The 13,421-nt window shown below is 45.8% G+C and carries 10 protein-coding genes; 2 read left to right on the top strand and 8 right to left on the bottom strand.

What is annotated here, in order from left to right:
* The first annotated feature begins 184 nt into the window (after nucleotides 1-184).
* Complete coding sequence (locus tag JW881_07490) at nucleotides 185-2,803, top strand: hypothetical protein (protein MBN1697341.1); 2,619 nt, start codon at nucleotides 185-187, stop codon at nucleotides 2,801-2,803.
* A gap of 94 nt (nucleotides 2,804-2,897) precedes the next feature.
* Here the strand turns inward: JW881_07490 and JW881_07485 are convergent, their stop codons facing one another.
* The 8 genes from JW881_07485 to JW881_07450 all read right to left on the bottom strand — a co-directional run bounded on the left by JW881_07485 (nucleotide 2,898) and on the right by JW881_07450 (nucleotide 12,195).
* On the bottom strand, nucleotides 2,898-4,514 hold the full coding sequence (locus JW881_07485; protein MBN1697340.1) for a hypothetical protein: 1,617 nt from the start codon (nucleotides 4,512-4,514) through the stop codon (nucleotides 2,898-2,900).
* Nucleotides 4,515-4,747: 233 nt separating this feature from the next.
* On the bottom strand, nucleotides 4,748-5,287 hold the full coding sequence (locus JW881_07480; protein MBN1697339.1) for a Uma2 family endonuclease: 540 nt from the start codon (nucleotides 5,285-5,287) through the stop codon (nucleotides 4,748-4,750).
* Between the two features lie 94 nt (nucleotides 5,288-5,381).
* The gene (locus JW881_07475; protein ID MBN1697338.1) at nucleotides 5,382-5,753 is read right to left on the bottom strand and encodes a restriction endonuclease; all 372 of its coding nucleotides are present in this window, start codon (nucleotides 5,751-5,753) and stop codon (nucleotides 5,382-5,384) included.
* A gap of 78 nt (nucleotides 5,754-5,831) precedes the next feature.
* On the bottom strand, nucleotides 5,832-6,272 hold the full coding sequence (locus JW881_07470; protein ID MBN1697337.1) for a hypothetical protein: 441 nt from the start codon (nucleotides 6,270-6,272) through the stop codon (nucleotides 5,832-5,834).
* Between the two features lie 26 nt (nucleotides 6,273-6,298).
* Nucleotides 6,299-6,703, bottom strand: coding sequence for a hypothetical protein (locus JW881_07465; protein MBN1697336.1), 405 nt, complete (start codon nucleotides 6,701-6,703; stop codon nucleotides 6,299-6,301).
* 152 nt (nucleotides 6,704-6,855) lie between these two features.
* Nucleotides 6,856-7,074 (bottom strand): hypothetical protein, encoded by a 219-nt coding sequence (locus JW881_07460; protein MBN1697335.1) that lies wholly within the window; start codon nucleotides 7,072-7,074, stop codon nucleotides 6,856-6,858.
* A gap of 223 nt (nucleotides 7,075-7,297) precedes the next feature.
* Complete coding sequence (locus JW881_07455) at nucleotides 7,298-9,817, bottom strand: hypothetical protein (GenBank protein MBN1697334.1); 2,520 nt, start codon at nucleotides 9,815-9,817, stop codon at nucleotides 7,298-7,300.
* A gap of 125 nt (nucleotides 9,818-9,942) precedes the next feature.
* Nucleotides 9,943-12,195, bottom strand: coding sequence for a hypothetical protein (locus JW881_07450; protein MBN1697333.1), 2,253 nt, complete (start codon nucleotides 12,193-12,195; stop codon nucleotides 9,943-9,945).
* A gap of 697 nt (nucleotides 12,196-12,892) precedes the next feature.
* Between JW881_07450 and JW881_07445 the strand changes: the two genes are divergently transcribed.
* Nucleotides 12,893-13,421 (top strand): transposase (locus JW881_07445; GenBank protein ID MBN1697332.1); only part of this gene is annotated, 529 nt, incomplete at its 3' end.

Raw genomic sequence — 13,421 nt, 5'->3', positions numbered from 1 at the left:
CCGAACGGCTGGTATACTTATTGCTTTTAATTACACAAGAGACAATACGGCAAAGGCGGAAGGCAAATTCGCCATGGAAGATATATTTCGAACGGAATTACCGTATTATTCAAGGTTAAAAGACGTCTGCGTTAAAGCGCAGACGTCAAAAAATAATTTTATTATTGCCAAAAGGAGACAATCTATGAGAAAAAAAGTTTTTTATTCAGTTATCGTTATGGCGTTGTTATGTTTTTGTTTATTGAGGACCTTCGGGAATCCCATACCCCTTCCGACACTCATCATGCCGGAAGAATGGATTTCCGTGTCCATTAATGAAAGAGACGACATACTGCCAGGCAATGACAATTCCCTCGAGGCATCGGTTGACGGTTTATATCCGATGAGAAACCTGAAATATGAAAAAGTGCGGATTCTCGATCCTGTACCGCCCCGGTCGTATGATATACGGATAACGCTGGACGGAAACCCGCTCAAATGGACATGGAGTGACATGTTCTACGGAACGGTTCTTCCGGAATGGCCCCGTATCCCCCAGCTCGAATGGACGATTGCCCCGGTTCCGGAAAAATTCGACCTTACCGCACATTACAAGCACGGTCTCGTATACAGGGAAAATGAAATCGTCTTTTTCTATCCCATGGGGTGCTGGGATGGCCAGCCGATTTATTCGCCGAGCATGACGGCACATATAAAAACGAGGTTGCCGGGAAGATATCTGCCCAAAGGGGTGTTTCTGGATCACGATCCTGCGCCTTTCACGCTCTCCCTCGATCCGGATGTGTACTCGCCCGTCCCGGGCTGGGTGGTAGGCGGAGATTATCAAAGCAAACCCTTCCGGGCCCTGGAAAGGGATTACATCCTCACCATAATGGACCGATGGGGAGATCCCGCCGCATGGTTCTCCCAGCCCCCGGATATGGCGACGGGTTTCGCTTTGCCGTCAATGGACACAATCAATACCCCGGTACCGGCGGACGACTTTATACTGCCCGCCTCTTCTTTTGTTAAAGAGAACGTGGGCAACGTACGTTTCTGGGGAACCTATCCCGGATGGAGAACGAATATCGCCCATATGAATAATGCCGACATAAAACCTCCCTGTCCAAAATACATCCGTATAAGAATTTATGATTCAATACCGGATACATCGGACAATACGCCCCGTCCCGACTCACTGGTCTATGAATACAGAACGGAAACGTATAACCAGAAATTCTTCGGTTCCGTCGTAAAGGAAACCACCGAATCGGACGATACCGCGGATGCCGGGTGGTCGTATCATCATGTTTTTTCTTACGACATTTCCCTGCCCCGGCCTTTCATTCCCGTACCCGGACAACGCTACTGGATAAGTATAAGCTCGGGCCCCGTGGACGAGAATGTCATCTGGTCATGGGTCATCTCCCCCGTCAATGATTTTATCCCGGGCATTTATATGAGCAATGATTCACTTACGGATAATGCCGCCGTTATGCCCCGGCATTTGAATCTTTCATTCGTCCTTTCCACAACCCCCGATGTCGTCAATAATGGCGTTTCGTACAGGCTGGTGGACGGAAGCACAATAACCGTCGATTATCCCAATATGGAACGGCCGACGATCCGGCTTCCCATCGATGGTTCTTTTCTCCTTACACAAACACTTTCCTCCGCTTCGGGGTACAGGACATTCACCGTCACCAATCTATCGTTTATGCCGAAGAACGGAGACGAGCACACAAGCGGAAAAAACGGGAAGGGTAAATATCTTCTGGACAATACTACCGTCGACCCGGCACGGCAGCAGATGTCCGTGTCGATCAATATCGGCGGGAACCTTCCGGTAAGGCTGGATTCGGGATCGGTCGGTGTTCCGGAAGATATCGATTTCCCGTGGATCGATATAACGGTAAAAAACAACGGTACCAGTATCGGGTCCGTCTCGCCGCAGTATGCCGTTCACCTTGTCGCCGTCCCAATGCCCGGTTTTTCCTTTTCCACGGATTACCCCTTCACCTCCGGAAGTCTCGGGAACCACGTCTCCGACGGAGACCTTCTTTCTTCCAAAGGAACGATACTGTTGACGAATTCCGAGCTCATATCGGCGTTCAATCTTTATCCGACCTTTGCCGAACAGAAAGTCGGACTCGATGCCGTCATCGGACCGATCAACCATTTTTCTTCGGAAGACGGCTCGATGGTAACGCCGTATGTCCTTTTTTCTTCAAAAACAGATATCCTGGCGAAAGAAAATCCCGGCCATGGGGATATTTTAAACAACTTCGGAAGGGTGGTAAGGCGGAATATCGACCTTATTTCTCCATTCGGACCGATGCCGGTCGCTCAGGACACGGGTCTGGACGCATTGGCCGTTTCCCGGTCCCCGGTGACGGACGAAGGGTCAGCGGACATCTTAAGCGAAGCCGCCGAGATCCCCCCGGAAAAAAGGATCATTGTTTTTTCCATAAAAGAAGGATTTTTCTCAGAAAAACTCGGTGTCTATATCGGTCCCGGAGATATTCTTACGACGGACGGACGAATATACAAAACCGGCAAAGACCTGTTGCGGAATTTCAATCCGTTATCCGTATCCATTGAAGGCTCTATCGATATCGATGCCGTCTATATTCTTTCCAATGGCGAAATATGGTTTTCGACCGCCTCGGGATTCAGGGACGCAAAACTCGGCTATGTCGGATTCGGAGACCTGTTGAGTGAAAACGGAAGAATAATATTACGCAACCGCGATATTGTCGCCCCGTTCAACCCCATTGAAGACCTGGCCGACTTCGGGCTTGACGGCATATCGGTACTCCAATAGTGAAACACACGCAATGTAATGTATACCAAGTGAACCGGGGAAACCCCGGTTCACTTTTTTTTTGATGCTATAGAAAGACAAATATACTAATTTACTATCTGTCACACTCAAGATTTATTGTATAAGAACACGTGGAATTCGGATCGTCAAACATGGTATGCGAAACCGTATATGTCCCTTCTTTAAGCGGCACGACATTCGTAATACTGGTGCCATACATACCGACAAGTATTCCCGGTACTAAATAATCGACATTCACACAATCACCTTCGAGACAAAAATCAAAATTAAAAAATCCGGTAACCTCAAAATCTCTCAGCATCATAATGTGCAAATAATCACCCGCCCTTCCCGTTATCAATAAACTCAGTTCCAGCGGAATAACTTCATTTTGCCTCCAGCCGGGGGCACATGATCCTATCATGACGCTTTGAGCCGCCGTCGCTTCGCCGTAAATATATGTATAGTCAATGCCGCTTTCCCGTTCCAATAATTCATCCAATTCATCCTCTATCACTTTCCCGTCGTTTACCGTAAAACTGAAATCAACCGCATAATCGGCTGTAATAGGAAGACAAGGAACGTGAGATGGTGCTGAAAAAGAAAAAAGGACATCCATTGTCCCTTTCCATTTTTTGCAATCGATCACGTCGATCGTCACCTCATTATCGAATACTTTGTGTTTCGGCGTATCGTAACTTCTTTCAATGATCCCTTCGCCCATTGCAACGATCGTTATAAGAGAATAGACGACATCCGCGTCCGCATGTATCGTCGCCGTCCCCCCTTCATCTTCGGCCGTGAATGTTATAACGGCATTTCCCGAAACGTCTGTCCGTTCCAATGATGAATCGATGCTCCCGACACCGGTATGGCTGAAATTGACACTCTGTCCGTCATGATCTTTGCATCCCATTTTGACGTGGGCCGTTACATCAGTCTGTTCCCCTTTCTGCAGCACGGTCCTTCCGGCCGTAAATTCCATTTCAGGTTCACATCCGGGAGTCATTTCCATAACCCTCGAAAATTCTTCCGGAGCGTCCGTACAATCGGAAAATGTTACCGATATCGTGCTTTCGGATATTTTACAATTACCCGAATCGCAAATATAGTCGGGTTCCCATTGTTCGATAACAAGCTCTCCGCATTTACAGGGAAACTGACGGCAGTATTCTTCACCTTTTTTTAACAGATCCTCTATTTTCGAGACCGTACTTGCGGAAAAATGATTCACATATATTTCCAATGTCTTTTGTTCCGGATCGAAAACCATTTTCGACTTTCTCGGTGCAAGAGTATTATTTTCCGGATCGAGTTCATGCATGAAAGGGATATCCCCCTGCCCGATATCGACTGGGACAATCAATCGCAATGGCAGGTCGAACGACAATCCGTCCGGCTCCGCCTCAAAAGAGCAAATCATTTTAGACGCCGATATGCCATACCTTTCATAGATGGATTCGGTCAAGTTTTTATCCGCTTCTTTTATACGGATTACCGTATCCCGATGTACCGCCCCTTCGGGAACGATCAGTCTATATCCGTTCAAAAGGTCATACGTTCCTCCGGCCGGAGTAATGGATATACCGACCGAATCCGAATGATTATCTTCGTCACCGTCGCATTTCGAACAAAGCAGGAGTAAAACCGATGATATAAAAGATAATAAAAACAAGTACTTACCAATAGATATCAAAATATTTTTTTTCATATGAAATACTCCTTTTAAGATCAAACTGTAAGTAAAATCATATCGCTTGTCAAGAAAGAATAAAGAAAATCCGATGAGCCTGCTTTTACGATTGTTCTGCCTGGAGTTTTCACCCCGGCTTTTTTCAGGTTCGTAACAGCGAACCAGTTCGTGTAAAAAAAATTCGTGGGGCTGCTTGGCTTGATGACACTCCGGTATATTTTATATTTTATTCGAGGAAGAACGATATTTTCCTAAAATATCTCATTTAACTCGATTGATAAATCCGGCAATATATGTGTGGTAATGCCGTCGGTAAAAGTACCGCGCTTCATATATTTTCCCCCGTGTAATACATACTGTTGCACTTCATTATTATCAGGATCGACTATCCAGTACTCTTTTACTCCGAATTTTTCGTAAAGATGTTTCTTCAGTTCAAGATCGTTTTTCTGAGTTGCGGGAGAGAGTATTTCAACCACCATATCGGGATGTCCCTTAATATATTTATCTTTAATAATTTTCTGATTCTCCTTTTTTATAATGACAAGATCCGGTTCGACGATATCAGAATCGGACAGATACACATCGACCGGTGCATACAAAATAATGCCGGTATCGCTGTTTCTGAAATATCGTTCAAAAAGATATTCAATATTTTTCGATACTATTTGATGCCGTATGGACGGTGCAGGGGTCATAAAATGATCTCCATCAATAAGTTCATGACGTTTCCCATTATCGGGGAAGAGAATGAAATCCCGGTATGTCAATTTCACTTTCGTCAGTGCCATATTGAAACTATATCAACAAAAAGAGAACAATTCAAGCTGAAATTGTCCATATGCACAGGTCCTGCTTTTGGAATTGATCGTACTGAGTTGTTGTTCAATTATATGTAACCTTGTCATGATTTGTCCTGTTTTTTTCTATCCTTCCCGCCGCAGCATTCGCCTGCGGCATATATATCCTCTTTAGCGGCAATATACGCTTGTATAAAGCCGATACGACCGGATCGCCGATAGAGCCCTCGACGCTTTTTACCTGGACTTTTATAATTGGAGGCTCGAATCCCAATTCATCTTTATGTGCAATAATATCGACTCCCCCGCCAGGGCCTTCTTTCGCTACCCCTGTTTTATAGCCCATCAGGTTCAACAAGTGCGCGATAAAATATGTTAATTTATGTCCTTTTAATTCACGGCCAATCGTTTTTAAAATAAAATCGTTTGTATTCTCCTCAACTTCTTCGGCAACCATTGAGATTGTTTCATCGTCATCAACGGCGGGTATGTCAACTCTATCATGTAACGCGTTTATAAATTCATCCGCGAAATTTTAAACCTGGAACAACGTTATAGCCGCTCCGATCTCGAATAACGCCCCTTGACTGAATTTTGTCCTCTCGATTTTCTTTAACCATACGACTTCTCTCAAATTCGGATAATTGTCATGAATCGAGGGATTGTACTTGTAATCGCTTTTTACTTCACATAGATGTACCAGCCTGTCCATTTTGGACGGATAGATGATAATATCCCCGATATTCATTTCATGGACAAAACGGTATAATAGTCCCGCATGAACGGATATCGCTCCCCGTTTTTCATCGGGATACGTCTTTGCCACTGTTTTCTTGAAAGCGTCCCGATTATTTTCAATTCGAGACAGGTCGTTCATTGCCTTCCATCCTAAAGCAATATAATTTTTCTTGAGGAATAATTGATCCGCTTCACCATATCGTCCGGCATGAATGCCCCAGAGTGTTTTTTCATTCATTGGAAGGTTCCTCCTTAATTTATCATCTAATCCCCATCAACAGCTAAAGCTTTTATCCCATTTGCTTCATTAATATAGTCAACGACCTCATCAATCATTTCATTTAAGTCCAGAACATCCATTACAGGATTTTTCTTCACAATTTCTTTCGCAAGCCATACTTTATCGATCTTCGTTACATTTACCCTTTCTTTGTCTTTATAATGGTAACAAATTGAAAACTCATTTTTCACATCAATCTCAATTTCTTTTCCATATTTATCTTCTAATACTCCCCGTATCATTTCCGGCTTTATATAATTTTCAATTTCTTTTCCTTGTGTTATCCATGCCAGTCCGTTATTAGTTCTGCACTCATTTTCAATCCTTTTCTTTGTCTCGTTTATTTCATCACTATAGTCACCCGTATTCGTGCTGCTTGAAGGCTCCACGGAGTATATCATCGGCTACCTGCCATATGAAATTTGCTTTTTCCTGAAAATTAGCCATATATCCACCTGTTTTCTTTCAATAATGCTGTTATTATAGCAAAAAAAGCTGATTTTGAAGAGAAATATTATGGATTTAAATTAAAAAAATTTATTTAATATGATTTACTTATTCGTTTTCTTTGCTTCGACTGCCCCGACGGCCTTCCGGTCGACGAACAAAAGGTAATCTGCGTAACCGGACGCCAGGGGAACTCCCTTATGGCGACACCAAACGAAACTCCCAAATTCAGCTCATGATAATCCTGAACCGTCCACCCTGCAAGATTGAGTAATTCATCGATTTTTCGGCGTGCCTCGTCTTCCGGCGTCATGGAATCCTCATTATAATGAAAAAAACAGAGTGTTGACAAGTAGAATTATTTCTCAAACGGCAGACAATAATGAAAAACCCCTTTGTAAAAGCGGTAAGGCGGCATACCTTACATTGAAAGGAGGGAACGTTTTGCTCCGTCCCCCCCTTTCCCAGTTTACCAGGTTTTTCATTTCAAAACAAGTAATATTCCCTCTCTTTAATAATTTTGAAATCCCCTCGGCTCATTGTCTCGTCCATCTCATTGCATCGAACCCTATCTTGATCAAACTCACATACGGGTCTTCGCCCGTGGCATCGGTCAGCTCCACATACCCGTACGTGCCTGCATTGAAAGGGTAGGTTCCAAGATTCACCCATTGATCGTAGTAAATATTCTGATTGACGACCATTGTAGTGCTGCTGTATTGAAAAGAGATCAGGTACCGTGCGGAACCTGTGGTCGCGTTGTCATAGGGGATAAACACCTCGACCTTGTAATTGCCCGCAGCCGGAAGATTGGGAACCCACCGTGCGGAATTCGAAACCTCGTTTCCGTTTGCATAGGTCCAGTACATGTCTCCGTCATAGAAATAACTGCCGCTTGTTTCCCTGTGCCAGTATGCGGAAGGTCCGGAAAGAGTGAATTCCGCATCTCCGTCATCAACGACGATGCTTCCCGTTACCGGAGGCACCGGTGTCACGGTCGGGGCCGCGGTAACTTCCGGCGTGCCGGTCGGTTCCGATGTCGTGGTGCCGGACACGGTAACGGTCACGGATGTGCTGTTATTGTTCTCGTTCGATTCCGGGACGTTACCGTCGACGTCGACGGTAAAGGTTAATGTGTGAGTCCCGGCCGCCGCCGTCCAGCTGAAGGCGGAGTTTCCGTTTAACACAATGTTGTGCGCCGGAACGGTCTCGTGGCCGCCGTAGCCGGCCCTTGTTCCGTCCACATACCAGGCGATATTGAAAACGGCTGAATCGGCGTCGCCGGAATTCCGGACTCCGGAATCGAATGATACCGTGTTTCCGGCTGCAAGCGATGAAGCGTCAAAGGTAATGTCGAGTGGGACAAGATCGGGTCGATGATCAGGCGCGGCCGTCGGGGCCGGCGTCATGGCGGGCTCTTCGGTGCCCGCCTGGGTCGGGGCCGCGGTCGGTACGGGAGAAGAGCCGGGTGTCGGCCCGGGCGTAAAAAACGGACCGTCGGCCCGGGCAAGGAGTCTCTTCACGGTAAACGGATCGGGTTCTTCCCAGTCGATAAGGCTGAAAAAAGGAACGCCCACCTTGAAGCAGCGTACGACGGATAATCCGTGGAACAGCTCCCACCATGGATCGGCGAATATGTCCGCATCCAGTTCGACAAACGCCCTGAGTTTCAGGGCCGGACCCACATCCACTCCGAATTCGACGGGGTACAGCGGCATGAATTGCGTCGAAACGCCAAAATCAAAAAATGCCTCGATATTCACACCGGCGGAAAGGCGGGGGGGATTAAAAGAAGGCGTGATGGTAACGTCCTGAATGGGGCGCCACCCGACGGATTTTTCATATTCACATCCCAATTCCGCCTTCAATTCCACGGATGCGCCCGTTTTGAGCCCGGCGAATACTGTTCCGTCTGCACCGACATCGAAGAAAGGGCTTATGGCAAATACCAGTACCACGCCTCCGACCGGTACGGGTATCGGAATACTCGGAAGCGTCGGCAAATGCCAACCCTTGAGCAAATTTATCAATTCCGCGAGATCGAAACAGTCCGATACCGGAATTTCGACATCGAGGAATTCCTTTTCAAACGTTGTTTCGATTTCGAATTCTCCCCTTATCGATCCGTACGTAAGGAATTTTGCATAATCGATTTCTCCTTTATCGATGGCTTCGAGAATATCCAATTCAAGATTGTATCCGAGCGTCAGCCATACCGAAATATTGAGGCGCACCTGATCGTACGTCGTCGAGTGATCCCCGTCGTGGTCGTAAAGGACGACGCCTTTAACGGGGAAATAGATCGTCTCTTCACCCCCGATGTCCCTGCTTCGAGCTTTTCTCAATGGTATTGTATTGTCAAGCGAAAGGATCGGCTCGTTGATTTTAATGCTCCCGCTCAATATCACTTCTTCGAGTAACGCCTGCTCCGTGTCAAACGAGACCTTTCCGGTCTTCGTTATTGAAGTGATTTTTCTCATCAATCCGAACGGCGTTTTCGGCGTAATGCCGAAAACGATAATGTCGCCGGCGGCAAGCCCGTCGAGCTCGGCAGAATTTTTCGAGAAAATTATTTGGGACCTGTCTTCCGACATCGATTCGAGATCGAGGACCGTCGAATCAGAAAGTTGCCTGACACGCCCTGAGATGACGATATCACCGTAATCGACGGTGATTTCAATGGGCAAACAGCCGTCGATTTTTTTTCCGTTTTCACAAACATAAATCGTTCCGGTGTACTTCCCTTCCGCAGAGCCCCCGGGAATCCGGAATGTCACGGAAAACTCGTAGGTAGCATCCCGATGTATCATTGCCATATGGCCCGAATCGACAAGTATGTAGGGCGCCAGTCCCGGATCCGCTCCTATGCTCACCTGCGATACATCGGTTCTGCTTGAGAATCGTACCGTCATGGGCAGGTTTGCAGAACCATTTCCTATGGTTCGTGTAATTAATTGCGGATGCCATGTAATGTACGGTGACATAAATGAATCGGTGTCACAGGTGAGAAGAGAAATTGAAACGATAATGATAATCAGAAAAAGTATTTTTTTCATGAGACCCCCTTTGTATTCTGTTTTCTTTAAACCGGACTATTGCCGTTTTTGAAAAGCCGCCGGATATTCTCATCCGGCGGCATGTTGAAATCCCGATAATTACTATACACGGAATCCTGTTTCGGCTATCGCGGACACGTCGGACAGTATGGTGGAGTGGGCTGAGGCGCCGGCGCGTCTGTCGCCTGCGGATTCGTAGGCGAAGGCGTATCTGCCGGAGGCGGATTCGTGGATGCCGGGGCCATTTCCGCATACACGCCCTTTGACGCACAACTTCCCGAGCCTGTACTCGCGCTTATCGCATGATCTCCACGGCTTGCGTTCACGGTCCACGTGAAGGAGCTTGAAGCAGAACCGCCGGCTGCCAGGAATATGCCTCCCGAGCTTTTCGTTGAACCGTCCACAGACCATGTCACCGTAACGTTTCCGGCTGCTTCACCTGAATTGTGTACCGTCGTTGCATATGTATACGAGTATCCCATGTATACGGTGCCCGGACCGGAAATGCCGGAACAGGAAAAATCAGCCTTTGGTGTTGGCGTCATTTCAGGAGGATCCGGTATATCGTTTACATAAAAGGAATCCGATTCATAGGAATTGTTTGCTTCATTCTTTTCAGCTATTTGGTTATCGGGATCGATATCGATCCTGACCCTGTGTTCTCCGCGATACGCGGTCCAGCTAAAAGATGTCTGTTGCGAACCCCCGGGCGGAAAAGACAGACCTATCAATGTACTCTTGATAAACTGGCCGTCAATGTACCATTTCACCGATACACCCCCCGTGTATTCAAGGCCGGTGTTGTCTATTGTCGCTGTGAATGTTCGATTTTCGCCCGCACTCATGTTCTCAGGAATCGAAATGTCGCAGCACACGAGGTCCGGAAGCGTCGGCTCCCGAGGTCTCTCTCCGTACGATACATACACATTTATTTCCGCATCATTATTTTCATCATCGAGTTCCTGAATTGCGTTGTCCGGATCGACGACACATTCGATAGTATGCGTCACCGGGTAAGCGAGCCATGTACACGCGGATTCGGCTATGCAGCCGGGCTGGAGGAGTGTGTCGATCGTACAGGTTGTAATCGAATTGCCGTCCACATCCCATCGTACCATAATTCCCGAAGCGGGGTTTTTCCCTATATTTTTTATCATTGCAGTGAATGTACAGTTGTCTCCTGCAAAATAGTCGTTTTGTGAAGAGGCGATACTTGAAACAAAAAGATCGGGTTTTAACAAATCCGGGGGACCCTCATGTGCCATGGTTATAGAACCCCATTCACTGGAGTTAATCCAGTACTCCCAGTATTCATCGCCCACATTGGCGGGTGCCGGATCATTGAAATGCACGATAAAACCATTTGCCGGATCCCCGTTTAATTGCTCGACTTTGCTGTACCCCCTTGCGACTCTTGCATGAGATCCACTTGGTGTCGGAATCAATGATATATAAGGATGATTGTTTCCTATTTCCTGCATTATCGCATCTATACCTGGTCTGCCGTCATGATATGCCGAAGTAAAACCCATATTGTTTAAATAACCCACTATGTATTCGACATTCCAGCACCCGGTAGTAAAATCGCATCCTCCGATTCTTATCTGACCCTGCGGTAACGCACCGGCCGGATCCTCGTATCGCCATATCATTTCAATGCATGTCGGAACGCATAAATGATGATCCAGTTGTGCAATCCTCGGTACAGGCAAGTCACGAGTAATTACTCCTTCCGGGGAATTCGCACGAGACACCGCACCAGCTGCTTCTATATTCCGTACGTTCCCGCTTGATGCTTTCATTACTTGCGTGTTTATGGCTTTTCCCGCTTTTGTATAAGGCACGATTCCGTTTTCCGGTACAATTTCTCTTGTCGTTATATCGACAAGGACGGTTTCCATGCCTTTTTCACCCGTATCGAACGCAACGGCCCGTTCAGGAAAATCATAGTAGATGATCCTCGGATGATAAAGCCGGACACCACTCATCTTTAGGTTCAACGCTAATGCAGCCTGTTCTATCTGGAGTCGATATTCAAGTAAAAGAGCGGACACGTAAACCCTGAAAAGCGGATTTTCGAGCGTATTGTCCGCTAAAACCTGGACAATCCCGATCGCTTTTCCTTTCTTGACAACCGGCACATCGTAAAGAACCGGATTATCATCGATGTCATTCATAAGCTCTGCTTTCCCGGGTTTCGCTTCGATCCATTCGGAAAATTCTCCGCCGGGATTTATTTGAGAAAACGTGGCGACTGCATTCGAAGCGAAATATTCCGCCTCACATGCAGAAAGCACTCCCTGCTGTACGGAATTGTTCTGGAGAGAACATGCAGCAAATAATACAGATGCTGCCAAAATAAATAAACGGTTTTTCATTTCTTCTCCTGCTTTCTCAAAGATTCTTGTCAATGTGAAAAGCAAACGGCATGCCATAAAAATGGTAAAAACCGATTTTTATCAATAGGGAGCCGATGCACGGCCCGACCGGCAAGACGATCTATTTACTTATAATATATTGAAATATATAAAGCGATGTTCCGGTTAAGAACTGTGTGAATATATCGTTGAAGAATCGATAAAAAAATAGTACATTACAAATTCGCTTTTTCGCGAATTCTTTAGCAAAATTGCGAAAAGATCAAAACAAAACAACTTTTTACCATGATTTCGAATTTATAAGATTATTCATTTGTATGAAGAGGCGATAGACGAAATTAAAAAAAATGAGATCGAGTCCCGTGGATTTCTTTATCATCTCCGATCATGGACACTGCGACGAAGCCGTAAATGATCGTAGACGTTATAATATACCCCGCAGAAAACATCGGAAAATCGCCGATTTCTTCCCATTTCTGTTTATTACGACAGGTATATCAATAATGGTCGACGCACGGCTAATTTTGTCCAAGTGCTGCAGGATTTTTAAAGTTTTCCATATTATAATCATTATATGTGTATCAATTATGTTGAAAATAGGCTTAACCCGGAAATCTCACCTTATCTTTACAAAAAAGCCCCTTCCTTGCTATAATCACTTATGAGAAAAGAAATTAAAACCAAAGAAGGGGACAAAATGAATAAAACAGAGTGTATACAAAAGTTCCTGGAATTTCAAGAGCTTGGAAGCAGAAAAGTACAAGGTTCATTTGATGGTGGAACGATAACCTCCGATGCCGGAGGGCTTATGTTACGAGAAATCGATAGGGAGAACGGATTCATAGAGGATTTTGCCGAATGTTTTTACGATCACAGGAATCAGAAGAAAATCGAGCATGGCCTTACATCATTGCTTTCGCAAAGAATATTCGGCATATGCCTTGGATACGAAGATATAAACGACCATGATGAACTGAGGAAATATCCGCTTTTTGCCACCGTCTGCGGGAAACTTGATCCTGAAGGAAAGGACAGGCAAGTTGAACGGGATAAAGGGAAAGCACTTGCCGGAAAGAGTACGATAAATCGTGTTGAGTACATGGAGGCGAATATTGGGGAACCGACACGATACAAGAAAAATCCTCTACGAAGAAGAAGCGATCGACGATTATTTCATAGAGAAGTTTATAGAAAGCAAACAAGGCGAAAAGCCGCAAAAGATAATA

The sequence above is a fragment of the Spirochaetales bacterium genome (genome assembly GCA_016930085.1).
GTDB lineage: Bacteria > Spirochaetota > Spirochaetia > SZUA-6 > JAFGRV01 > JAFGHO01.
The sequence above is the reverse complement of the archived record's forward strand: the minus strand, read 5'-3'. Positions and strand labels throughout refer to the sequence as shown.

Excerpts from the sequence above, each read along its gene's own strand:
- JW881_07460 (MBN1697335.1), bottom strand. The coding sequence starts at position 7,074 with ATGACGCCGGAAGACGAGGCACGCCGAAAAATCGATGAATTACTCAAT.
- JW881_07480 (MBN1697339.1), bottom strand. The coding sequence starts at position 5,287 with ATGGCACTGACGAAAGTGAAATTGACATACCGGGATTTCATTCTCTTC.
- JW881_07485 (MBN1697340.1), bottom strand. The coding sequence starts at position 4,514 with ATGAAAAAAAATATTTTGATATCTATTGGTAAGTACTTGTTTTTATTA.
- JW881_07470 (MBN1697337.1), bottom strand. The coding sequence starts at position 6,272 with ATGAATGAAAAAACACTCTGGGGCATTCATGCCGGACGATATGGTGAA.
- JW881_07455 (MBN1697334.1), bottom strand. The coding sequence starts at position 9,817 with ATGAAAAAAATACTTTTTCTGATTATCATTATCGTTTCAATTTCTCTT.
- JW881_07450 (MBN1697333.1), bottom strand. The coding sequence starts at position 12,195 with ATGAAAAACCGTTTATTTATTTTGGCAGCATCTGTATTATTTGCTGCA.
- JW881_07490 (MBN1697341.1), top strand. The coding sequence starts at position 185 with ATGAGAAAAAAAGTTTTTTATTCAGTTATCGTTATGGCGTTGTTATGT.
- JW881_07475 (MBN1697338.1), bottom strand. The coding sequence starts at position 5,753 with ATGGTTGCCGAAGAAGTTGAGGAGAATACAAACGATTTTATTTTAAAA.